13 protein-coding genes are annotated in these 24,952 nt (G+C 65.0%); 11 read left to right on the forward strand and 2 right to left on the reverse strand.

All coding sequences use genetic code 11. The features are described 5' to 3' along the window. Window positions 1-172: 172 nt before the first annotated feature. A complete protein-coding gene (locus tag AZL_RS32910; protein WP_042447015.1) occupies window positions 173-1,081 on the reverse strand; it encodes a phage tail protein in 909 nt (302 codons plus the stop codon). A gap of 268 nt (window positions 1,082-1,349) precedes the next feature. Between AZL_RS32910 and AZL_RS36490 the strand changes: the two genes are divergently transcribed. From AZL_RS36490 to AZL_RS37365, 6 genes are all read left to right on the forward strand, one after another. After that, window positions 1,350-1,496: a hypothetical protein gene (locus AZL_RS36490; RefSeq protein WP_158306037.1), complete on the forward strand. Its 147-nt coding sequence runs from the start codon at window positions 1,350-1,352 to the stop codon at window positions 1,494-1,496. Window positions 1,497-1,716: 220 nt separating this feature from the next. Next, window positions 1,717-14,145, forward strand: coding sequence for an Ig-like domain-containing protein (locus tag AZL_RS33780; RefSeq protein ID WP_052293836.1), 12,429 nt, complete (start codon window positions 1,717-1,719; stop codon window positions 14,143-14,145). A 79-nt stretch (window positions 14,146-14,224) separates the two neighbouring features. After that, complete coding sequence (locus tag AZL_RS32925; protein ID WP_247894589.1) at window positions 14,225-16,303, forward strand: TolC family protein; 2,079 nt, start codon at window positions 14,225-14,227, stop codon at window positions 16,301-16,303. Further along, complete coding sequence (locus AZL_RS32930; protein WP_247894590.1) at window positions 16,300-17,136, forward strand: efflux RND transporter periplasmic adaptor subunit; 837 nt, start codon at window positions 16,300-16,302, stop codon at window positions 17,134-17,136. The genes AZL_RS32925 and AZL_RS32930 overlap by 4 nt, the downstream gene beginning before the upstream one ends. Beyond that, window positions 17,133-18,593 (forward strand): efflux RND transporter periplasmic adaptor subunit, encoded by a 1,461-nt coding sequence (locus tag AZL_RS32935; RefSeq protein ID WP_012978671.1) that lies wholly within the window; start codon window positions 17,133-17,135, stop codon window positions 18,591-18,593. Before AZL_RS32930 ends, AZL_RS32935 begins: the two co-directional genes overlap by 4 nt. A gap of 192 nt (window positions 18,594-18,785) precedes the next feature. Further along, on the forward strand, window positions 18,786-19,595 hold the full coding sequence (locus tag AZL_RS37365; protein ID WP_012978672.1) for an IS3 family transposase: 810 nt from the start codon (window positions 18,786-18,788) through the stop codon (window positions 19,593-19,595). Here AZL_RS37365 and AZL_RS32945 read toward each other — a convergent pair. Beyond that, window positions 19,592-20,821 carry an ISAs1-like element ISAzs5 family transposase gene (locus tag AZL_RS32945; protein WP_012973506.1) on the reverse strand — a complete coding sequence of 410 codons (1,230 nt, stop codon included), beginning with the start codon at window positions 20,819-20,821 and terminating at the stop codon, window positions 19,592-19,594. The genes AZL_RS37365 and AZL_RS32945 overlap by 4 nt on opposite strands. Before the next feature lie 166 nt (window positions 20,822-20,987). Between AZL_RS32945 and AZL_RS33785 the strand changes: the two genes are divergently transcribed. From AZL_RS33785 to AZL_RS32970, 5 genes are read left to right on the forward strand one after another with little or no spacing between them, the layout of a single operon-like run. Further along, complete coding sequence (locus AZL_RS33785; RefSeq protein WP_012978673.1) at window positions 20,988-21,713, forward strand: class I SAM-dependent methyltransferase; 726 nt, start codon at window positions 20,988-20,990, stop codon at window positions 21,711-21,713. Window positions 21,714-21,772: 59 nt separating this feature from the next. After that, window positions 21,773-22,543 (forward strand): glucose-1-phosphate cytidylyltransferase, encoded by a 771-nt coding sequence (rfbF, locus tag AZL_RS32955; protein WP_042447119.1) that lies wholly within the window; start codon window positions 21,773-21,775, stop codon window positions 22,541-22,543. Window positions 22,544-22,548: 5 nt separating this feature from the next. Beyond that, window positions 22,549-23,658 (forward strand): CDP-glucose 4,6-dehydratase, encoded by a 1,110-nt coding sequence (rfbG, locus tag AZL_RS32960; RefSeq protein WP_012978675.1) that lies wholly within the window; start codon window positions 22,549-22,551, stop codon window positions 23,656-23,658. Further along, window positions 23,655-24,074, forward strand: coding sequence for a WxcM-like domain-containing protein (locus AZL_RS32965; RefSeq protein WP_042447018.1), 420 nt, complete (start codon window positions 23,655-23,657; stop codon window positions 24,072-24,074). Before rfbG ends, AZL_RS32965 begins: the two co-directional genes overlap by 4 nt. Further along, window positions 24,016-24,951 carry an SDR family oxidoreductase gene (locus AZL_RS32970; RefSeq protein WP_148219834.1) on the forward strand — a complete coding sequence of 312 codons (936 nt, stop codon included), beginning with the start codon at window positions 24,016-24,018 and terminating at the stop codon, window positions 24,949-24,951. Before AZL_RS32965 ends, AZL_RS32970 begins: the two co-directional genes overlap by 59 nt. Window position 24,952 lies beyond the last annotated feature (1 nt).

Below are 24,952 nucleotides of genomic sequence, written 5' to 3' on the forward strand. Positions count from 1 at the left end.
GCCGATCCGGTCCGGCATCGGACCGGTGGCGGTTCGTCGGGTCAAGGTCCGCGATCGTGCGCCGGGGAGAGCGCCACTCATTTCCCGCATGGTTCCGGCGCCAAGGGGCGAGCGCCTTGTGACGGCACGCCCCCTCCCCGCCGGATGCGGGGAGGGGGCCTGCCGTCCTGTCTTACGGCCGGTTGGGGTAGAGGCCGAGTGCCGCGATGCACACCGTCTGGCCCAGGCCGGGCGACTGCGTGATCGTCGCCTGCGCTGCCGTCCCGGAGCCGGTGTTGGCGCCCACCGTCACGGTGCCGCCGGTTACCAATTGGCCGCCGGTCACCGGCAGGGTAACGGTGCCGCTCGCCACTCCGCTGACCGTGCCGCCGCTCACCGTGTTGGCGATCGTGCCGCCGACCGTCACGGGGACGTTGTTGGTCGGCTTGCCGATCACCGTGTCCGCCGCCGTCGAGCCGTAGAGCGAGGCCCCCGCGTTGCCTGCCTTGCCCAGCGAACCGTTCGCGACCGGCGTGGCGCTGCCGCCGGTGCCGCTCTGGGCGATGGTCGGTGCCGGAACATTCACCGTGCCCGACAGCGAGGGCGTCGAGGTGACGCTCAGGCCGGTGACGGGCGCGTTGTTGAGGTTCAGCGAGGCCGGGCCGGACGCCACCGCGGGAGAACCGCCGTAGGTCGGGGAGAAGCTGGCGGGGTGCGTGTGCGGCGGTATCGGCACCTGGGTGTAGTTCAAGGTGACCTGCTGCACGCCGAACTGTTGCCCTATGCCGATGGTGTTGGGCAGAACCGGGCTCTTGCCCGTGCCGTAGACGGCGCGGCCGCGCAGGTCGGGAATGGCGAACACGGTGGCGTTGTCGCCGCCATAGCGGAAGCCGATAAGGGCGAACAGCGCCTGATACTCGCGGATGTTCAGGGTCCGGCCGTCGGCCAGGATATATTCGCGCGGGCACCAATCGAAGGCGAAGGTGCAGATGGAACCAATGTACGGCTCCGAGTTGCAGGCCGAGGCGGTGGACGGGAGACCGCCGATGCCGCCGATCAGAATGGTGGCGGTGGCGAGGAGGATGGAACGGGTCTTCTGCATGGCGCGCTCGATTCTCTCCGGTTGTTTGGAGCCGATGGCAACCTTTGTGACAAATGCCATATGCGCAAGGCCATGAATCTATACGTGACGGTTTGCCGAATTGAAAACAGAAATTTCCAATATCCATGAATAAATCTCCGGAGATAATCATTTTCCCAAATGAAATATTGAAAATAATTTCCAGCATACAAATGAAACCATCACGGTTATTAAGAAATTTTGCATCCATTCGTATTCAATAAACGGTCCATTCCCGATATTTTTCTTCATGATTCGCCAAAAGAGCGATATGGGATTTCTTAACTTTTCCAGGAATTTGATGCGCCGCCCGCACCCGGCCGGGATTCCGCGCTCAACGGACCTGGCCCTGAAAATTCACAGCTGGAACGATCGCATCGCCGAGATCGAACGCTGATTGAACTTCTGAAGATTGCTCCGCTATAACCGATCCAGATGGCGGAGGGCCGCGGCGTCACCCGTATGCGTGGAGCGCCTTGGCGATTGGGAGGCACGTGATGGGCATTCGTGGATGGGCATTCACCACCGGGGGTCGCACGCACAGCCGCAAGCGCGATGCGAACCTTTCAGGCTCAGCACGTCCCTCAATCGCCGCTTTCGCGCTGGAACCCCGGTTCATGTTCGACGCCGCCGGGGCGGCCACGGCGACCGATCACGCCGACCAACAGGCGGCCGCGCACGCGGTGGACGGCAAAACGGACGGTGCCGACGGCCAGGAGCACGCCATGGCCCTGGCCGACGCGGCCAAGGCGCTCCAGGCGGCCGCGCCGAAGGCGCCTGACTATCAGGTGCTGGCCGCGGCCGATCCGGCGGCGAACGGCGGCCGCAAGGAGGTCGCGTTCATCGACACCGGCGTCGCCGACTGGCGGACGCTGGCGAACGGCATCAGGCCGGGCGTGGAAGTGGTCTTGCTCGACGGATCCAAGGACGGTCTGGCCCAGATGGCCGAGTGGGCGCAGGGCAAGACCGGCTACGACGCGGTCCATGTGCTGAGCCATGGCAGCGAGGGCGAGGTGCGGCTGGGGTCGCTGACGCTCGACAGCGCCGCCGTGTCCACCCGCGCCGGGGATCTGGCGGCTCTCGGCGGCGCCCTGACCGCGGACGGCGACCTGCTGCTCTACGGCTGCGAGGTGGCCAGCGACGGCGGCGACCGCTTCATGAATGCGGTCGCGGAGGCGACCGGCGCCGACGTCGCAGCATCCGACGATCTGACCGGCGCCGCACAACTCGGCGGCAACTGGGTTCTGGAGCGGACGCACGGCAGCATCGAGACCGGGGTCGTCGCAACGCCAGCTCTCCAGAACGATTACTCCCATGTGCTGGCGGGCCCGGGGCCTTTTATTTTTGATTTCGATCCCAATACCGCAGGCACCGTGATCACGCCCAGCGGCAAGGAACTTACCTATTACCTACAAAACGCCGACGCGACACTCAGAGTCACAACCACAACCCAAGACGCCGCCCTAAGCCCAAACAACACTAATTTCGCAGAAGCTTTAGAGATTGGCCAGGGAGATAACGATCAGGCCCAAGATCTATCGGAAACAAAGGCGCGTTTTGATTTCACGCAAGAAGAAACGTTTAATATAAATTCAATAGATTTTGCATCATTCCAAACGACAGCCGTTGGGCAGAATGACAATGTCGTTATTACGACATCAAAAGGATCGGCGAGCATAACCATACCGGCTGGCGCAAGCTCATTTTCAACACTCAATCTAGCGACACAACAAGATCCCACGCTATTCCAGAACATCTCTTGGTTCGAGCTAACCACGACAGATGGACACTTTGCGGTAGCGGTCGATAACATCAACATCAGCAACATCATTCTGCCCACCGGTCCGAGGCTCGATCTGAACGGTGCCGCGGCCGGGGCGGACAATGCCATTTCGTTCACCGAGGACGGGGCGGGCGTCGCCATCGCGCCCGCCGCCACCCTTACGCACCGCGACCCCACGGGCACCCTGACGACCGTGGTTGTCACGCTCGACAACCCGGTGGCGGGTGAACAACTGAGCCTGACCGGAACCTCCGGCTCCACCTATGGCGCCGTGACGTTCACCGGCTCGGGCTCCGCCTCCATCACGCTGACGCGCAACGGTGCCAGCGAAACCGAACTGCAAGACGCGCTGCGGGCGATCAAGTACGAGAACACCTCGCAGGCGCCGGTAAGCCGCTCCATTTCGGTCGTTGCGTCGGAGGATGTGGGGGGCACCACCAAATCCGCGACCAAGACCGTCGCCGTCACCGCCACCGCGGTCAACGACGCGCCGACGATCGCCAGCGGCCAGACGGTGACCCTGCCCTCGATCACCGAGGACAACACCGCGATGACGGGGGTCTCCGTCGCGACCATCCTCGGCACCTCGGGCCTGAACCACAGCGATCCCGACGGCGGGTCGGTGGCGTCCGGCATCGCGGTGACGGCGAAGACCGGGTCGAGCGGCGGCAGCGCCGGCTGGAAATACTCCACCGACAGCGGGTCCAACTGGTACGATTTCGGCGACCTGTCCAGCTCCGCCCTGCTGCTGGACAGCACGGCGCTGGTCCGCTTCGTGCCGAACCAGCAGACCGGCGAGATCGCGACCCTCACCTTCCGCGCCTGGGACGAGACCAGCGGAACGGCCTCCAGCGGCGCGACGCGGGGCACGGCGACCATCGCCGGCACCGGCGGCACCACCGCCTATTCCAGCAACACCGCCACCGTCTCCCTGGCGGTGAGCGACGTCAACGACGCGCCGGTCAACACGGTCCCCGGCGCGCAGAGCACCAACGAGGACACCAGCCTCGTCTTCTCCAGCGGCAACAGCAACCTGATCAGCATCGCCGACGTGGATGCCGGGTCGAACAGCGTGCAGGTGACGCTCGGCGTCCTCCACGGCACGTTGACGCTGTCGGGGACCACCGGCCTGAGCTTCACCACCGGCACCGGGACCGCCAACGCCAGCATGGTGTTCACCGGCACGATCAGCGCCATCAACACCGCGTTGGCCGGACTCTCCTACGCGCCGACCGCGAACTACCACGGCTCCGACACGCTCACCATCACCACCAACGACCGCGGCAACACCGGCGCCGATCCCGGCACGACCGGCGACGGGTCGAGCGAGCAGGACCAGGACACGGTGGCGATCACCGTCAACCCGGTGGCCGACACGCCGAGCGTCACCGGCGCGACCACGGTGCCGGGAACCCAGACCTCCAGCGGTCTGGTGATCAGCCGCAACGCGGCGGACGGCACGGAGGTGCCGTACTTCAAGATCACCAACATCGTCAACGGCACGCTCTATCAGAATGACGGCACCACCCAGATCACCACGGGCAGCTTCATCACCTTCGCCCAGGCCAATGCCGGGCTGAAATTCACCCCATCGGGGAGCAACAACGGCAGCTTCAACGTGCAGGCCTCCACCAGCAACGCCGATGGCGGGCTGGGCGGCAGCACCGCGACCGCCACCATCATCGTCAGCAACGCCCCGACCGTGCGGTCGATCGTGCGCACCGGCACCCAGACCACCAACGCGACCTCCGTCGACTTCACGGTGACGTTCAGCGAGTCGGTGAGCGGGGTGGACGCGACCGACTTCGCGCTTGCCACCACCAGCACGGCGACCGGCACCATCGGCACGCCCTCCACCAGCGACGGCGGCACGACCTGGACCGTGTCGGTGACGGGGGTCGGCGGCGACGGGACGCTGGGGCTCAACCTGGTGGACGACGACAGCATCATCTCCTCCGGGTCCATGACGGAGCTGGGCGGGTTCGGAACCGGCAACGGCAATTACACCGGCCAGACCTACACCATCGACAACACGGCCCCCGCCGCGCCGTCCGCCGCCGACATGACCGCGGGCACCGACAGCGGGCCGTCCAACAGCGACAACGTCACCAGCAACACGAGGCCGACCTTCAACGGGACGGCGGAGGCGGGCACCACGGTGACGCTGTACGACACCGACGGCGCCACCGTGCTGGGCACGGCGGTCACCAACGGGATGGGCCGATGGTCGATCACGCCGGGGTCGGCGCTGTCGGCGGGCAGCCACACCCTGACCGTGAAGGCGGCCGACACGGCGGGCAATCAATCGAGCGCCTCCAACGGGCTGACCGTGACCATCGACGCCACCGCGCCGACGGTGACGATCGGCAACGGCACGGCCCACCCCTACACCGAGAACGGCGCCGCCGCCGCCATCGCCGGCGACGCCACGGTGACCGAGACCGGGTCGCCCGGCTCCTCGGTGCTGTCGGTGCAGATCACCGCCAACAACGAGGCGACGGACCGGCTGTCGCTGCCGACCGGCACCGCCACCGGCATCAACGTGTCCGGGACCGATCTGCGCTCCGGCACCACGGTCATCGGCACGGTCACCACCGACAACGTGACCAATGGCGCGGCCTGGACCATCACCTTCGCCTCCACCGCCACGGCGGACGACATCCGGGACGTCATCCGGGCCATCCGCTATGACAGCACGTCGGAGAATCCGGGCACGGCGAACCGCACCGTCAGCTTCACCCTGACCGACGGGGCGGGCAACACCGCGACCGCCGCCACCCGCACGGTGGCGGTGACGGCGGTCAACGACGCGCCGACCGACATCGCGCTGACGGCCAGTTCGGTCAGCAAGTTCGATTCCAGCAACGCCACCGTGGGCACGCTGTCGGCCACCGACGTCGACGACAGTTCATGGACCTTCACCATCGTCAGCATCACCGATCCGAGCAGCGCCACCACCAGCGGGCCCGGGATCTTCACCATCTTCGGCACGACGCTGAAGGCGGCGACCCCGTCGACCCTGGCGGTCGGCAGCTATACCGTGCGGGTGCAGGCCGACGACGGCCACGGGTCCAACAGCACCTACCAAAAAGACCTGACCATCACCGTATCGAACGACCTGACGGTGACGGTGGCGAACATCGACAGCAGCGCACCGACGGGCACCTACGCCACCGACCTTTCCGACGGCAACGGCCTCGACCTGCGCGAGGCGCTGTATTACGCCAACAACGCCATCAACAATCACAGCGCCTCCGCGGTCACCATCAAGTTCGACACAGGGCTGTCGGGCACCATCACCCTTGGCGGCACCTATGCGGTGGCCAGCGGCGTCACCCTCGCGGTGAACAGCGGCGGCGGCGGCCAGGCGATCACCATCGCCTCCCAATCCCTGTCCCTGGACGGGGCGCTCGGGATCAGCGTCGCCACCGGCGACACGCTGGCGATCAACTCGTCGCTGGCCGACGACGGCGTGGTCACCTCGTCGCTGACCAAGACCGGGGCGGGCACGCTGACCCTGGGCGGAACCAATGTCTCTTACAGCAACGGCGGCATCCCCTCGGGGACCAGCCTGAACGACGTCACGGTGTCGGCCGGCACGCTGTCGGTCACCAATGACCGCAATCTCGGCGGCGGCATGGTGACCCTGAGTGGCGGGGGGACGCTCACATTCACCAGCGGCTCCGGCACGGTGGACATTCTCAATGCCTTCACGCTGGGCAGCGGTGGCGGCACCATCGATTATGGGGTTACCGGCGCGGGGAATGGGATCAACCTGGCCGGCCAGATTTCCGGCTCCGGCAAGCTGACCAAGACCGGCGCCGGCGTGCTGGGGCTGACCGTGGGTTATGTAACCAGTGGAGGCACCACCAATTCGACCTGGTCCGGGGATCTGGAGGTGGCGGCGGGCACGCTCTCGCTTACCAACCAATCCTGGAACTATGGCAACAGCCAGGCCGGCACCATCACCTTCGACGACGGCACCAAGCTGCTGATCAATGGCGACTATGGCTCGATGACCATCGGCAACGCCATCACCATGAACGGCGCCGTGACCATCGACATGGACGGCACCAGCAACACGCTGACGCTGAGCGGCGCGCTGACCGGGGCCAGCACGCCGTCGCTGGCGATATCCAACGGCGGCACCGTGGTGTTGTCGGGCAGCAACAGCTTTGACGGCTCGGTCACGGTTGGCGGGGCGAACTCAACGTCCAAGCTGGTGCTGTCGAGCGCCACCGCGATCAGCGACACCACGTCGGTGACCCTGAACGCCAACGGCGAGTTGCAGAACACGGTGGACAAGACCATCGGCACCCTGACCTCCAGCGTCGCCACATCCAAGGTGTGGATCGACAAGACCAAGACGCTGACCGTCAGCCAATCGGGCAACAGCACCTTCGCCGGCGCCATCAAAGACGGCTCCGGCGCCTCCGGCACCGGCTCCCTGACCAAGGCGGGCAGCGGCACACTGACGCTGTCGGGGACCAACACCTACGGCGGCGCCACCACGGTGTCGGAGGGCACCCTGACCGCGAGTGGGGGCAGCGCCATCGCCGACAGTTCGGCGGTCACCGTCAACACCGGGGCAACCTTCCGCGTCGCGAGCGGCGACGAGACCGTCGGTTCCATCGCCGGCGCCGGCCAGATCGCATTCGGGTCGAGAATCCTGACCGTTGGCGGCAACGGCAACAGCACGACATTCTCGGGGACCATCATCGCCGGCAACAACGCAATCTTGACCAAGACCGGGACGGGGACCCTGACCCTGACCGGCAACAGTTCAACCGCCGGCTTTAAGACCACGGTATCGGCCGGAACGCTGAGCATCGGCAGCGGCGGCGGCTTGGCGTCAGGCACGCTGACCCTGGCTGGCAGCAGCACCCTTGACTTCGCCACCGCCGCGACGGTGTCCAACGACGTCACCCTGTCGGGCAACGCGACCATCGCGCTGCATGCCAACAACGTCACCCTGTCGGGCAACATCACCGGCGGGACCAACACCTTGACCAAAACCGGCTCGGGCACGCTGACCCTGTCGAGCGGGACCAGCAACGGTTCGGCGTGGAACCTGTCCGTGGGGAACGGCACGGTGTCGGTCGATGACGCGGCGCGGCTGGGCACGGGCAGCGTGACGCTGGCGGCGGACACGACGCTGGAGGTCACCGGCGCGACGACGCTGGTCAACGCGACCACCATGACCGGCAGCGCGACGATTTCCAACAGCGCGGCGGTTTCCCTGTCGGGGGCGATTTCCGGCAACGGCTACACCTTGACCAAGGCCGGCGCGGGCACGCTGACGCTGTCCAGCACGGCGAACGGCGGTTCGACCTTCGCCACCACGGTGTCGGCCGGCGGCTTGAGCATCGGCGCCGCCACCAACATCGGCACCGGCGCCATCACCCTGGCGTCCAGCACCACGCTGTACCTGACCGGGGCCGCCACCTACACCAACGCCGTCGCCCTGACCGGCAACGCCACCGTCGCCGCCACCGCCAACGCCACCCTGTCGGGCAACATCACCGGGTCCTACGCGCTGAGCGTCGCGGCCAATTCCAGCACGGCCACCCTGTCGGGCAACAACAGCTTCTCCAGCCTCTATGTGACGTCGGGCACGCTGAGCGCCGCCAGCGGCGGCACCGCCGGCTCGACCAACCTCGGCTCGGGTCAGGTCAGCCTGAACGGCGGCAGCCTGACCCTGACCGGCTCGGGAGTGACCGTATCCAACGCCATCGCGGTGAACAGCGACGCCACCATCACCAACGCCAACGCGGTGACGCTGTCCGGCGTGGTGTCCGGTTCCGCCACCCTGACCAAGGCCGGGACCGGCATCCTGACGCTGTCGGGCAACAACAGCCACAGCGGCGCCACCACCGTGTCGGCCGGCACCCTGCGGGCGAGTGGCGGCAGCGCCATCGGCGACGGCAGCGCGGTGACCGTCGCCTATGGCGCCTTCCTGACCCTGTCGGCCAGCGAGACCATCGGGTCGCTGGCCGGCGCCGGCACGGTGACGCTGGGCGCCTACACGCTGACCACGGGCGGCAACAACACCAACACGATCTTCTCCGGCGGCATCGACGGCACCGGCGGGCTGACCAAGACCGGCAGCGGCATGCTGACCCTGTCCGGCAGCAACAGCTACTCCGGCGCCACCACCATCAGCGCCGGCACCGTGGCGCTCCAGGGCGGCTCGTCCATCGGGGACACCTCCGCCGTGACGGTGTCGGCCGGGGCGACCCTGCTCTTCGACGACAGCGTGAGCGAGACGATCGGCTCGCTGGCCGGCGACGGCACGGTCACCCTGAACAACGGCACCCTGACCATGGGTGAGAACGACGCATCCACCCTGTTCTCCGGCGTCATCAGGGAAGACCAGGCCGGAAACATCCTCAAAATGGGCAGCGGCACGCTGACCCTGTCCGGCTCCAACACCTATACCGGCACCACCACGGTGCGCGGCGGCACGCTGAGCGTGGCCGGCGACGCCAACCTGGGCGGCGGGACGGTGACGCTGAACGGCGGCACCCTGACGGTGACCGCGGCGGGCACCATCGACAACGTCTTCGACATCGGCAACTTCGGCGCCACCATCGACACCGCCGTCGCCGTGACCCTGTCGGGCGGCATCGGCGGCAATTCGGGCGGCAATGACGGGCTGACCAAGATCGGGACCGGCACGCTGACCCTGTCGGGCACCGGCACCTACAGCGGCAGCACCACCGTGTCGGCGGGCACCCTGCTGGTGACGGGCGCGCTGACCGGCACCAGCGGCATGTCGGTGGCCTCCGGCGCCACGCTGGGCGGCACCGGCAGCATCTTCGCCAGCAACTCGTCCAACACGCTGACCGTGGCCTCCGGCGCGACGCTGGCGCCCGGCGTGGCCGGAACCAACAACGGCGTCGGCACGCTGACCGTCAACGGCAGCCTGGCGATGAGCGGCACCCTGGCGGTCGAGATCGCCGGCACGGCGGCCGGCGGCTACGACCAGGTGATCGTCAGCGGCGGCGTCACGCTGTCCAGCGGCTCCAGCGCCGTCACCGTCACCCGCGTCAACGGCTTCACCGCCGTCAACGCCGCCACCTACCGGGTCATCGACCAGACCGGCGCCGGCACGGTGTCCAGCACCCTGTCGGGGCTGGCGCAGGGCGCCACGCTGAGCAGCAACGGCGACCTCTACACCGTCGATTACGCCGGCGGCACCGGCAACGACCTCGTCCTGACCGCCCTGGTCAACCCGACCGTCTCGTCGGTCAGCGCCAGCAGCGCCGACGGCACCTACAAGGCCGGCAGCACCGTCACCGTCACCGTCACCTTCTCCCGCGCGGTGACCGTCAGCGGCACGCCGACGCTGGCGCTGAACACCGGCCGCGACGCCAGCTACAGCGGCGGGTCCGGGACCAACACCCTGACCTTCACCTACATCGTGCAGGACGGCGACAACGCCACCGATCTCGACTATGCCTCCATCAATGCGCTGACGCTGAACGGCGGCGGCATCGCCGACAGCTCGACCAGCCTGGACGCGATCCTGACGCTCGCGGCACCGGGCGGCGCCGGCTCGATGGGCGCCAACAAGGCGATCGTCATCGACACCGCCGCCCCGACGGTCAGTTCCGTCTCGGCGGTGAACGGCACCTACCGGGCCGGCGAGGCCATCGACGTCACCGTCACCTTCAGCGAGGCGGTGAGCGTCACCGGCACGCCGACGCTGGCGATCACGCTGGACGACGGCACGGTGGTGCAGGCGGCCTATCTGTCGGGATCGGGCGGCTCCGCGCTGACCTTCCGCTACATCGTGGGCAGCAACCTGACCGACGCCGACGGCATCGGTATCGGCGCCTCGATCAGCGACGGCGGCATCGCCGACCTGATCGGCAACAGCGCGATCCGCACGCTGAACAACGTCGCCAGCACCGCGGCCGTGCGCGTCGACAGCCTGCCCCCCACCGTCACCAACGTGACCGCCAGCACCGCCAACGGCCTCTACACCACCGGCGACACCATCACGATCCAGGTGACCTTCAGCGAGGCGGTGAGCGTCAGCGGCACGCCGACGCTGGCGCTGAACGCCGGCCGCGGCGCCAGCTACAGCGGCGGGTCCGGGACCAACACCCTGACCTTCACCTACACCGTGCAGGCGGGCGACACCGCCGCCGACCTGGACGCCGCCGGCACGGCGGCGCTCGCCGGGTCGATCACCGACATCGCCGGCAACGCCGGCATCCTGCGCCTGGCGACGCCCGGCGATGCCGGCACGCTGGGAGCGAACAAGGACATCGTCATCGACACCACGGCGCCGTCGATCCGCACCATCGTCGTCCCCAACGACGGCCTGTACGGCACCGGCCGGACGCTGAGCTTCTTCATCCAGATGAGCGAGGCGGTGATCGTCAACGGGGCGCCGACCATCACGCTGGACATCGGCGGCCAGACCCGGCAGGCGGTCTACAACGCGTCCGCCAGCACCGGGTCCATCCTGCGCTTCGACTATGTGGTGCAGGCGGGCGACAGCGATACCGACGGCATCGCCGTCACCGGGCTGAACCTGAATGGCGGCAGCATCACCGACCGGGTCCGCATCGCGCTGCCGGCGACGCTGAGCGGTATGCCGGGGCTCCAGAACGTCCTGGTCGATACCGTGGCGCCGGACACGCCCTCGGTTCCGGTGCTGGCCCCTGGGCAGGACACCGGCGCCTCCGCCACCGACGGGCTCACCAGCCTCAACCGCCCGACCCTCGGCGGCACGGCGGAGCCCGGCTCCACCGTCACCGTCCTGGTCGACGGGGTGGCGGTCGGCACCGCCATCGCCGGGACCGACGGCAGTTGGAGCCTCACGCCCGCCACCCCGCTGGCCGACGGCACCCATGCCGTCACCAGCCAGGCGACCGACCGGGCCGGCAACAGCAGCGGCACCTCGACGGCCCTGAGCCTGACCATCGACACCACGCCGCCGCTGTTGTCGACCCCGGTGATTTCCAGCCCGGTGATCGCCGGTGTCGACAACACGGCCAACGTCATCCCCAGCCCCCGGCCGACCCTGACCGGCACGGCCGATCCGAACAGCACGGTCACCGTCATCATCGACGGCGTGGCCGCCGGTACCGTCACCGCTGGCGGCGACGGTCGCTGGAGCTTCGCCGTCACCACCCCGCTGGCCGACGGTCGCCACAGCGTCGCCACCACCGCAACCGACCCCGCTGGCAACATCGGCCGATCCGGCACGCTGAGCCTGACGGTCGACACCCAGGCTCCGTTGTTGTCGACCCCGGTGATCGCCGGGGTCGACAATGCGGCCAACGTCATCTCCAGCCCCCGGCCGACCCTGACCGGCACGTCCGAGCCGAACAGCACGGTCACCGTCATCATCGACGGCGTGGCCGCCGGTACCGTCACCGCTGGCGGCGACGGTCGCTGGAGCTTCGCCGTCACCACCCCGCTGGCCGACGGTAGCCACAGCGTCGCCACCACCGCAACCGACCCCGCTGGCAACATCGGCCGATCGGGCACGCTGAGCCTGACGGTCGACACCCGGGCCCCGTTGTCGTCGACCCCGGTGATCGCCGGGGTCGACAATGCGGCCAACGTCATCTCCAGCCCCCGGCCAACCCTGACCGGCACGGCCGAGCCGAACAGCACGGTCACCGTCATCATCGACGGCGTGGCCGCCGGTATCGTCACCGCTGGTGGCGACGGTCGCTGGAGCTTCGCCGTCACCACCCCGCTGGCCGACGGTAGCCACAGCGTCGCCACCACCGCAACCGACCCCGCTGGCAACATCGGCCGATCCGGCACGCTGAGCCTGACGGTCGATACCCGGGCCCCGCTGCTGTCCACCAGCGGAGCCACCGCGACGCTGAGTGCCGGCGGCACGGCGACGTTGGGAACCGCCGTCTCGTTGTCGGACGCCAGTCCGCTGAACCGGGTGACGGTCACGCTGACCGACGCCCGCGACGGCGACGAGCTGGTGATCGGCAGCCTGCCGGCCGGCATCACCGCGACCCGCGCCGGCGCCGGCATCGTGCTGACCGGTGTGGCGTCGGCTGCCGACTATCAGGCCGCGGTGCGGGCGATCGGTCTGCGGTCAAGCGCCAACGATCCGAGCTTCGCCGGTACGGCGACCAGCCGGTCGATCAGCATCCAGGCCCGCGATCTCGTCGGCAACGGCTCGACCACGGCAACGGTGACGGTCGCGGTGGCCCGCGCCACGACGACGACACCCACCACCACGACCAGCCCCATCAACACGACCAACAGCCCGGCCACGACCTCGACCGTCACCGGCAGCGGCAACGGGCCGTCGTTGTCGGGCGGCTCTTCGACCGCCTCCTCGTCCAACGGCCCTTCCTCCGGCAGCCCGTCGAGCGGCCTCGGCAACAGCGGGTCGATGCCGACCCTGCCGAGCGGTGGCAACAGTGCCGCCAGCAGCAGTGGCGGCCTCCCCGGCAACTCGTCCAGCACGGATGTCGGCCGCTCGGTGACGCTGAGCAGCGTCGGCGGCGGCTCGTCCAGCACGGATGCCGGCCGCTCGGTGACGCTGAGCAGCGTCGGCGGCGGCTCGTCCAGCACGGACGCCGGCCGCTCGGTGACGCTGAACAGCGTCGGCGGCGGCTCGTCCAGTTCCGGCAGCGTTTCCAGCGGCGGAGCGGGAACCGGACTGGGTGGCGGGATCGGCGGTGGATTCAGCGGTGGTCTGGGCTCCGGATTGGGCGGCGGGATCAGCGGCGGTCTGGGCGCCGGATTGGGCAGCGGGCTTGGCAGCGGGCTCGGTGGCGCCCCCGGCACAGGCACTGGCGTTGGCGCCGGCACGGGGGGAGCGCCGCGCAGCAACGCCGGTGGCCAGACCGGCACGCCGGACAGCACTTCGACCAATGGGCAGGTCCAGAATCAGAATCGGGGCACCGGCTTCGGTACCGGACAGAATACCGGACAGGTACGTCCCCCGGCGGCCGGACAGCCGGGCTCCCAGGGCCAACCCCAGCAGCAGACCCAGCCCCAGACACAGGAGCAACCCCAAACCCAACCGCAGGGACAGCCGCAGGGACAGCGCGAGACACAGGCTCCGCCCCAGGATGGCGGCAGCACCCCGCCGGGTGGCGAGGGCCATGCCGGGGCGGAGCGCGGGACCGACGATCGCGCCGTGATCATGCCGGCTTCGCCCGGCTTCGCCCGTCAGGTCGCCCGCGCCCACGGCGATGCGGCCGGCGCCGCCGGGCTGCTGGCCGCCCTCGCCAGCCATGTCCTTCCCGACAGCTGGGCCGCCTGACGGCGGCCCTTCCCTCCCTCCCGCCCCTGCCGTTTCTTTCCTCCCGAACATTGTTGCGCCGAACGGAATTACCCCCGCCATGAAGACTTCGACCGCCCAACTTCGCCGCCGCCCGCTTTCTTCGGTGGTGCCCGCCGCCGTCCTGGCGGCGTCCCTGCTGTCCGCCGGCTGCTCGATCACACCCGAGCCGCTGACCGCCGAGGAGAATTTGGCCCGCGTCCGCAAGGATCTGGGGGTCGTTCTGACCCCGCAGGAGCCGCTGACCAAAGCGGTCTCAATGGACGAGGCGATGGCGCGCGCCATCAAGTACAATCTCGACGAGCGCGTGAAGCTGATGGAGATGGCGGTCGCCTCCGATCAGCTCGATCTATCGCGCTACGACATGCTGCCGCGCGTGGTGGCCGCCGCCGGCTATGTCGGGCGCAACAATGATGCCGGGTCGGAAAGCCTGAACCTCGCCACCGGGCGGCGCACGGGCGAGAGCACCACCGCCACCGACAAGCACCGCCGCACCGGCGACCTCGCCTTCACCTGGAACATCCTGGATTTCGGCGTCAGCTATCTGCGGGCGCGGCAGAACGCCAATCTGGTGCTGATCGCCAATGAGCGCCGCCGCCGCGTCGTCCAGGGCATCATGCAGGACGTGCGGACCGCCTATTGGCGCGCGGTGGCGGCCGAACGGCTGCTGAGGCGGCTGGAGCCGCTGGAAAAACGGGTGGAGGGGGCGCGGCGCGATGCCCGCACGCTGGAGGCGCTGCGCCTCCAGGCTCCGCTGCAGGCGCTGAACTATACCCGCACCCTGGTGGAGACCCTGCGGCAGTTGCAGTCGCTGCGGCGCGAGCTGGTGGCGTCGAAGGCGCAGCTGGGCGCGCTGATGGGCCTGCCGCCGGGCGAACCGTTCGAGATCGAGCTGCCGCAGGCGAGCGTCATGCAGACGCCGCCCAAGCTGGAGATCGCGGTGGAGGCGCTGGAGACCTACGCCCTGCTGAACCGGCCGGAACTGCTGGAGGAAAGCTACAACCAGCGCATCTCCGCCGACGAGACCTGGCGGTCTCTGCTGAAGCTGCTGCCGGGCATCGATGTCAACGCCGCCCTGCGCTACGACAGCAACAGCTTCCTGCTGAACCAGCGTTGGGCGGACTATGGCGCACGGATCAGCTGGAACCTGATCAATCTGGTTTCCGCCCCCGCCACCAAATCCTACGCCGAGGCGCAGGAGGAGCTGGTCGACTTCCGCCGTCAGGCCTTGAGCATGGCGGTGCTGAGCCAGGTGCATGTGGCGGTGCTACAGTTCCGCGAGCTGAAGCAGGAATTCGCCCTGACCGCCGAGCAGGCTGATCTCGACACCCGCATCCGCTCGCAATACATGAATGTCGGCGAGGCTGGCCAGGGCGGCGAGCTGGGGGTTATCCAATCGGAAGTGGCGGCGCTGCTGTCCGATCTGCGCCGCGATCTGGTGCTGGCCGATCTGCACAACGCCTATGCCCGCGTCATGGTGTCGGCCGGCGTCGATCCGTTGCCCGAGACGATTCCCGCCGACGACCTGCCCAGCCTGACCCGGGCGGTGGCCACCGGCCTGTCCTCCTGGCAGGAGCGCGCCAACAGCGTTCTGCGTGTGAAGGATCTGGCGCGGGAGGCGGCCAAGGCCGGCGGCACCGGAGCGGCGCCGGAAGCCGCGCCGGAAGCCGCCAAAGCTGAGCCCGCCAAGCCGGCGGTGCCCATGGCGGCCGTTCCGGCCCCTGTTCCGGTCGCGGACGCGCCGAAGGCTGTGGTCGCCGCCCCGGCAAAGGCGGCGGCTCGCACTCCCCTTGCCGCCCCTGCCGCCACCCCGGTTGCGTCGGCCTCCTTCTCTCCGGTCATCCAGGCCGATCTTGGGGCTTACGCAAGCCACAGGCTCGCCGCGCAGGAATGGGATATGATCGCCAAACGCCTGGGACCGGCAACGGAAGGGGCCGGCGCCCTGTACATCACCACCCGGCGCAGCGGAGACGGCAAGCTGATCACCCAGCTGCGCGCAGGCGGCTTCGCCGACCGCGCCGGGGCCGACCGGTTCTGCCAGCGTGTGAAGGACAAGCAGCGGGAATGCACCGTTCGTACCCTTTCGGCAGAGGAAAGCCAGTCCGACAGCCGGACCGTCGGCAAGCAGGCGTCGCTGTGACCCGTCCCGGTGCCGCGACCGGCGCCGTGGCGATCCTTGCCATCCTGCCGGCCATTCTGCTGGGCGGAGGCATCGCCTCCGCCCCGGCGTCGGCCCAGGACGCCGCGCAGGGGCAGGTTCGCGCGCTGATCGAGGCTCGGCGGCATGCGGTCCTGTCCTCCGAAATCCCCGGCCGCATCGCCCGCATGAGCGTCGACGCCGGCCAGAGCTTCAAGGCCGGCGACCTGCTGGTCGCCTTCGACTGCGCCAGCTATCAAGCCGAATTGGACGCCGCCCGCGCCCAGTTGAACGCGGCGGAGGTGACGGCGCGGGTCAACCGGCGCCTGAACAGCCTGCGGTCCATCGGCGAGGCGGAGGTGCAGCTGGCCGAGGCGAAGGCCCAGGTCGCCCGCGCCGACGTCCGCAAGGCGGAGGTCCAGGCCCGGCGCTGTGAGATCAAGGCGCCCTTCGACGGCCGGGCGGTCGAACGCCGCATCCAGGAGCATGAGTCGGTCGCCGCCGGCGCGCCGCTGCTGGAAATCCTGTCCGACCGCGACCTGAAGGTGGAGCTGATCGTCCCATCCTCCTGGCTGGTGTGGCTGAAGCCGGGGCAACGCTTCGACCTGCGCGTCGACGAAACCGGCATGACCCTGCCGGGCGAGGTGGTGCTGCCCGGCGCCAAGGTCGATCCGGCCAGCCAATCGGTGAAGGTCACCGCCAGATTGACCGGCGAAAGCGTTCCGACCGGAATGATCGCCGGCATGAGCGGCACCGCGATCTTTCCGGAACCAACGCTATCGGCACTGCCGGCCGGGCCCCAGGGAGCCTCCAAGCCCGGTGCCGCGAAGCCATGAGCACGGTCACGGCCCAGTCCCCGCCCCAGCATGCGGCCCCCCCGCAGGCGGTGCAGCAGGGAGGAGCGGCACAGCCGGTCAACGGACTGCTGATGCTGCTGGAGTTGCAGCGCCAGGCCTGGCGGCAGGGGACGGCGCCGGAGCTGCGCTATCACATCGTCAACCAGACCCGCCGGCTGATCTCCTACCGACAGGCGGCCTTCCTGACGGTGGACGGACGGGGCCGGCCGGCGCTGGAGGCGGTGTCGAACATCGCGGTTCTGGAACCGAACGCTCCCTTCGCCCAATGGCTGGAGGCGGCGGCGCGCGCCGTCGCGGCCGGGACGCAGGCCAATGCCGTCCATGTCGTCGACCCCGCCACTCTGCCCGTCGGCGTCCGCGGCGCCTGGGGCGAGTGGGGACCGGCACAGGTGCTGTGGTGTCCGCTGCGCAAGCCGGAAGCTCCGCGCGACGCCCTGTCCGACGCTCCAGCGGCAGGCATGGACAAGGTTGGTCCGCCCCTGGCCGGCCTGTGGCTCGGCCGGGACGAGCCCTGGACCGACGGCGAGATCCTGCTGCTAGGCCATCTGACCGAAGGCTACGGCCATGCCTGGTGGGCGCTGTCGGGCCGGCGGGCGAAACGGCATGGACTGCGGCGAGCCGCGCTGCCATTGCTGGTCCTGCTGGCGGTCGCCGGCGCGCTCGCCATCCCGGTGCCGATGTCCACCCTGGCGCCGGCCGAGATCCAGACCAGCAACCCGGTGATCGTCGCCGCTCCACTGGACGGGGTGATCGAGCGCTTCCATGTGCAGCCGAACGAGGCGGTGGCGGCCGGACAGCCGCTGTTCAGCTTCGAGTCCACCGTCCTGCGCAGCCGCTTCGAGGTGGCGCGCAAGGGACTGACCCAGGCGGAGGCGGAGTTGCTGACCGCCTCGCAGGCCGCCTTCGCCGACCCGCAGACCAAGGCCCGCATCGCCCAGCTTCGCGCCCAGGTGGAGCTGCGCCGGGCCGAAATGGCGCTCGCCCGCGACCTGTTGGACCGGGTGACGGTCAAGGCCGAGCGCCCCGGCATCGCCGTTTTCACCGACGTCAATGACTGGCTGGGCAAGCCGCTGTCGGTGGGCGAGCGTGTGCTGACGCTGGCCGACCCGCAGGCGCCGGAGATCGACATCATGGTGCCGGTGGGCGACGCCCTGGTGCTGGAACCGGGCTCTCCGGTCGAACTGTTCCTGAACGTCGACCCGCTCCATCCCCTCCAGGCCCGCCTGACCCATGCCAGCTACGAAGCAGGCCTGTCGGCGGCCGGCGTGTTGTCCTACCGTGTCAAGGCGGCGCTGGAGCCGGGCCGGAATCCGGGAGAAGCCCCGCCCCGCATCGGTCTGCGCGGCACCGCCAAGATCCTGGGCGACCGCGTGCCGCTGGCCCTCTACCTGTTCCGCCGCCCGCTGGCCCTGCTGCGCCAGTCGCTGGGAGTTTGAGGCATTGAACCGCGCCGAGATTGCAGGGCTCCGAAGCTGGGTTAACGACGGTTTACGAACGGTGAGGTTTCTGATTCGGTAGAGCCCTCGTCTTGGAAGGGCAGTCCATGAGTTCGATAGAAGCCGGCTTTGGTCCTCCTCCGAATCAGTGGGCACCTCTGCTAAGCTCCAGATGGAGCGGAGAGGTTAAGAATGACGACGAAACGGCACATCTTTACGGACGAGTTCAAGCAAGAGGCGGTGGCTCTGTTGGCCAGCAGCGGCCGCTCGCTTGCGCAGATCGCCCGTGAATTGAGAGTGCAGCCCTCGGTATTGCGGAAATGGCAGCGCCGCCTCACCGGGTCAGGGGAGCCGATCAAGCATCGGAAATCGCCCGTTGGAAACGCGAACTCGCCCGCGTCCAGATGGAACGGCTATTATGCTTGGCGCACACGACCGGAGAGCCCACGCAAGGCAGCGAACCGACAGTTGCTCGACGACAGCCGGCACGGTTTGCCGGTGGCGCCCAATCGGCTCGATCGCGACTTTGCCCCGACAAAGCCGAACCAGACCTGGCTCACCGACATCACATACATCCCGACGGACGAGGGCTGGCTGTATCTCGCCGTCGTCCTGGATCTGTCCAGCCGCAAGGCCGTAGGCTGGGCAATGCGCGACCAGATGCGCACCGAACTGCCGCTGGCTGCCCCGACCATGGCGATCCAGCGGCGACGGCCCCAGCCCGGCCTCCTGCACCACTCGGATCGCGGCAGTCAATACGCCGCTGGGGATTACCGCAAGGCACTGATGAACAACGCAATCATCCAATCGATGAGCCGCAAAGGCAACTGCTGGGACAACACTCCGATGGAAAGCTTCTTCGGCAGTTTGAAAGCGGAACTCGTTCATGGCGCCCGCTATCCAACGCGCGACGCCGCTCGCAGGGACCTGTTCGCCTACATCGAAGGCTACTACAATCGCAAGCGACTGCACTCGGCTCCCAGGGCTCCGAATCCGTGTTAACGGATATTAACGTCGAGGATAGCGTTGAGGTAATCGGTGTCCCAGCCTGCCAGCTTCCTGCGGAGCTTGATGCTGGTGGGTCTGGGAGTGGCGGCCGGCTTTTTGGTGGCGCGCCGTAATCCGGAGCGCGGCCGGGCGGGTTCGGCGGCCTTGCGGACGAGGTTGATGGCGAAGTGGCGGACGACGGCCATGTTCAGGGCGCCGTGGCCTTTGCGCAAGCGGGACTGGTCCTCGTTGAAGACGACGTCGAGCAGCCAGTGCAGTTGGTTCTCGATGCGCCAATGGCCGCGCACGGCCTCGGCCGCCGCCTGGGCGGCGAGCGGGGCGGAGGTGATGTAATAGCGCGTGTCGGTGCGGCAACGATCCTTCAGCTCGGTCTTGCTGACCACCCGAACGATGGCGGCGACGGCGGGCAGGCGGACTTCGCCGGGAAAACGCCGCGCGCCGCTCAACCAATCGACCTGGCGCGCGACCGTGACCGCGCGCTGCTCGATCCGGCCATGGCCCTTGTCGATATCGGCGGCGTGATCGAGCGTCTCCGGCGGTGCGCTGGTGAAGAAACTCTCGATCTCGTCGCGCAGGGTGGGCTGGTTGGCTTTGACCGCCAGCAGATAGTCGGCCCCGGCGTCGCGAACGGCCTGGGCGATGGTGGCGTTGCAGGCGATGGCGTCGATGGTGACGATCGCGCCCTTGAGCCCGCCCTCGGTCGCCAGGCGCTCCAGCAGAACCGGAATGGCCGCCAGTTCGCTGGCTTTGTCCTCGACGGCCTCCTGGCCGAGGACCAGACGGCTGGTGGTGGCGAAGGCCGAGACCAAGTGCAAAGGGGCCTGCCCAAGGCTGCGGTCATGGCTGCGTCGCGAGGTCTTGCCGTCGATGGCGACCAGTTCCGGCCGGTCGGGCCACGCCTCGCGCACCCAGGACAGGAAGCAGTCCTGGAACAGGCCGGGAGGGATCCGGTTCATGAACACGGTCAGCCAGCGTCCGCTCGGCACCCCATGGTGATAGGGCTGGAAGCGCCGCAGAAAGTCGAGCCGCGCTTCACCCCAGGCGGCGATCGCCTCGTAATCCTCGCAATCCGCGATCGTCCCGCACACCGCCAGAAGCAGGATCTCCGGTAACGGATAGGCGACCCGCCAGGGAGCACGCGGGTCGTCGATCCGCGAAAAATGTTCCAGCAGCGCCTTCAGCCGCGATTTCTCACCAAAGCCGGCTTCGATCGAACTCATGGGAGGACCTTCCAAGACGAGAGCCTCCACCGAATCAGAAACTTCCCAATTCGTAAACCGCTGTTAACCCGACTTCGGAGCCCTGCCTGCCGCTATCCTTGACTTACCGGGGCGACTGCGGTTTGTTCCGCATCGATGCAGGACTCTGAGCGGTAGGCTGGACCCGATGGACCGAATCGACAACAAGGCTAACTACCGCTCGCCGACGTTGGTGTCCGAATATGATGCCCAACGCCGGATCGGCGAGGATGACTATGTCAACAGTGTAGAGGTTGACTATTTCGTTACCCAGGTCCGCCGGCTTGCCGGTCCGAGCGGCTCGGTCATCGACATGGGAGCTGGCACTGGCAAGCTGTCTCTGGCTTTTGCCGAGCTTGGCTACGAGGTGATCGCCTTTGACCAGTCGGAAACGATGCTGGAGCGTTTGGATGCCAAGGCGCGGGAGAGAGGGCTCAGCATTACCTGCCGGCTTGGCGACATTGTTGCCGATGCACCTCAGGGGATGGTGGAGCCCAGCTACGACGTTGCTGTGTCGTCGCGGGTGCTGATGCATGTGGCCGATCCTGACGCGATGATCGGCCATATGGCTGCGCTGTCCCGCCGCGGCATCGTGCTCGATGCGCCCCGGCGCGTCAGCCCGAACCGGTTGTTGGTTGGATGGCGCGCGCTGACCGGGGGAGAGGTTTACCGCTGTTTTGGTGATAGCGCTTTGCCTAAACTTATTGAAAGCAAGGGCTGCCAAGTTGTTAACAGGACTCCACTTTTTGTTGTGCCTATCGCAGCTCATTTGAAATTTTTTGATAAGTCTACAAGCGAATTCCTTGAGAAAAATCTGACGCACCTAAAATTAATATCTTCAACGATGTTCATATCTGCCAAGAAATTTCTTTAGATGTCTTGAGAGAATTGGTGGAAAATGAAATCACTCTCAAAACGCAAGGGGTAGTGGAGATGAAAGTAGTCATTCTTGCTGGCGGGCTCGGAACTCGACTTTCTGAAGAAACAACTCAGAGACCTAAGCCGCTCGTTGAGATCGGGGGTCGGCCAATTATTTGGCATATTATGAAAATATATTCAACCCATGGATTCAATGATTTTGTAATATGTGCTGGATATAAAGGTTATATGATAAAAGAGTATTTTGCAAACTACGCAATTCACAATTCAAATATCCATGTAAACTTAAAGAGTGGTGAGATGAGATTGGAAAATTCCATGGCAGAGCCGTGGAATATATCAATTATTGACACTGGAGACTCTACGCTGACTGGAGGAAGAGTAAAGCGTATCAGTGCTTATCTTGGAGAAGATGAAGAATTTATGATGACATATGGAGATGGTGTTGGCGATGTGAATATTAAATCTTTGCTTGCGCATCACCGAGCAGAGGGACGTATGGCTACAGTAACTGGTGCCCAGCCTCCTGGTCGCTTTGGGCAGCTTAGCGTAACAGGAAATGTGGTTAATGCTTTCCAAGAAAAGCCGATAGGCGAAGCTGGGTGGATCAATGCGGGGTTCTTTGTATTGTCCCGCCAAGTTCTAGATTTTATTGAAGGAGACGATACAACTTTTGAAAGAGGGCCTTTGGAAAAGCTCTCTCACGATCAGCAACTTACGCTATACCGGCATACGGGCTTTTGGTTGCCTATGGATACGGTAAGGGATAAAACTGTTCTCGAAGAAATGTGGCGTTCTGATCAAGCTCCTTGGAAGATTTGGTGAAAGTGATGAGTTCATTCCAGGATATTTATCGCGATCAACCTGTCCTTGTGACGGGCCATACTGGGTTTAAGGGGGGGTGGCTTGGTCTGTGGCTGCACCAGCTCGGTGCTGTTGTCCACGGGTATTCACGGGATATACCCACAAATCCCGCTCTTTTTGAGATGGCACAATTGGATAGCCTGCTTCATCACAACATCGGTGATGTTCGTGATTTGGAGCATTTCCAAAGAGTCCTGCATCAGGCTCGCCCACGTTTTGTATTCCATCTTGCGGCGCAGCCGATCGTTTCTCGTTCTTACTCTGATCCCATCGAGACAATGTCCACTAACGTTATTGGTACTAACGTAGTTTTGGAGGCGTTGCGATCAGTTGACTGGCCTTGCGCAGTTATAATGATCACAAGTGATAAATGTTACGACAATGTTGAGTGGGTGTGGGGGTATCGCGAAACAGACTCTTTGGGTGGAAAAGATGTTTATAGTGGTTCTAAAGGGGCTGCAGAGCTTGTAATCCGTTGCTATGTTCATTCCTTCTTCAAGGAGCATCATCCTGTACGCATTGCTGTCGGCCGTGCAGGCAATGTGATCGGTGGAGGGGACTGGGCTGCCGATCGTATTGTTGTCGATTGTGTTCGTTCCTGGTGTGCAGGAGAACGTGTTCTTCTACGCAGCCCATCGGCGACGCGACCATGGCAGCATGTTCTCGAACCGTTGAGCGGTTATCTAGCTTTGGGAGCAACCCTTGCTGCCACTGCAAAGCAGCATGGAGAAGCCTTCAATTTTGGCCCGCGCGCTGAGCAAAGTCGGACTGTCGTTGAACTGCTGAACGACCTTGCGCGCATCTGGGGGCATTCTGCGCCTGAACAAGCTTATGAAATTATTGACCAAATCCCTTTTCATGAAGCTGGCTTGCTAAAGTTGAACTGTGACAAAGCCCTATTGGGTTTGCGTTGGAGTCCGGTTCTAAATTATCAAGAGGCTGTGCAAATGACGGGTGAGTGGTATCGGGCTGTATTGCAGGATAAAGCTGACGCCCAATCTACTAGCCTAAAGCAGATCACCGCATATGAAAATCTTGCAGCAGATCGAAATATTGCTTGGAGTGATTCTAAATGATGACTTTTTTGACTCCCTTGAAACGTATTCCCACTCCAAAAGGCGAAGTACGGCACGGAATAAGGGTCGATGACGCAGGTTTTGCAGGATTTGGAGAGGCTTACATAAGTGAAATATTTTCAGGAGAAACAAAAGGTTGGAAGCGTCACCGTTTAATGACCATGAATTTGATTGTTTTGAAAGGTACTATCAATTTCTCTGTTTATGATGAATCCTCGAACGAGTGCAAAAAATTTCTCCTCTCAGAAGAGAATAAACATTTATATTATCGTCTCACTGTACCACCTGGGCTCTGGATGGCATTCCGTGGAGAAGCAATGGGAAGCAGTCTGGTATTAAATATTGCAAGCCACGTCCATGATCCAGATGAAGCAGAGGTCAGAGAAATCAATGAATTTAGAGAATTCCGTCCTTAAAGATATGAGAAAGACCAAAGGACCTATTCTTTTGGTTGGGGCATCTGGAATTTTGGGAAGTGCTTTTGACGCCATTATTCCGGCCGCATCCAAGATAATTCTTGGACGCGATATGCTTGATCTTCATCATCTAGACAGTGTTATTGCAAAAGTGGTGGGCGTGAATCCAAGTTTGATCATCAATTGCGCCGCTGACACTGATGTAGAGGGTGCGGAGGATGCACCGGAACGTGCATTTGCTGTTAACGTCGGACTAGCAGGTGCTTTGGCTAAAGGAGCTTCTGAATCTGGCGCTGCGATGCTTCACTTTTCCAGCACAGGCTGCTATGGAGATTGGAAAGAGGAGCCGTATGTTGAGGACGATATGCTGCGCCCAACAACAGTGCATCATCATACTAAAGCAGTTGGAGAAGAAGCTGTTCTAGAAGCTCATAGCAATGCATTAATTTTGAGATTGGGGTGGATATTTGGCGGACTCCCTGAGCAGAAAAAGAATTTTGTTTGGTCTCGACTTGTCGAAACAGAGAGCAAGTCAGAGATTGGCGCTAATCCTCGGCAGATAGGAAACCCGACATCTGCGAATGATGTGGCGGCGCTTTCATTAAGTCTTATTGAAAAAAATATAGAGGGTATTTTTAACTGTGTTGGTCCCGGTCGTCGCGTTTCACGTCTTGACTATGTTTCTGAAATATTGAGGGCTGCTGGTATTCAAATAAAAGTAAAGCCTGTAAACTTTGTTCGAAGAGCACCGGTATCTCCCAATGAGTCAGCAATAAATAAAATGTTGGCTGCAGCTGGATTTGATGTTATGCCACCTTGGCACCAGTCCCTTGGTTGCTATGTACAGGAACTTGAAGCTTATCGTCGGAGAATGTAAA

Origin of the sequence: Azospirillum sp. B510 (assembly GCF_000010725.1) — a bacterium.
GTDB classification, from domain to species: domain Bacteria; phylum Pseudomonadota; class Alphaproteobacteria; order Azospirillales; family Azospirillaceae; genus Azospirillum; species Azospirillum lipoferum_B.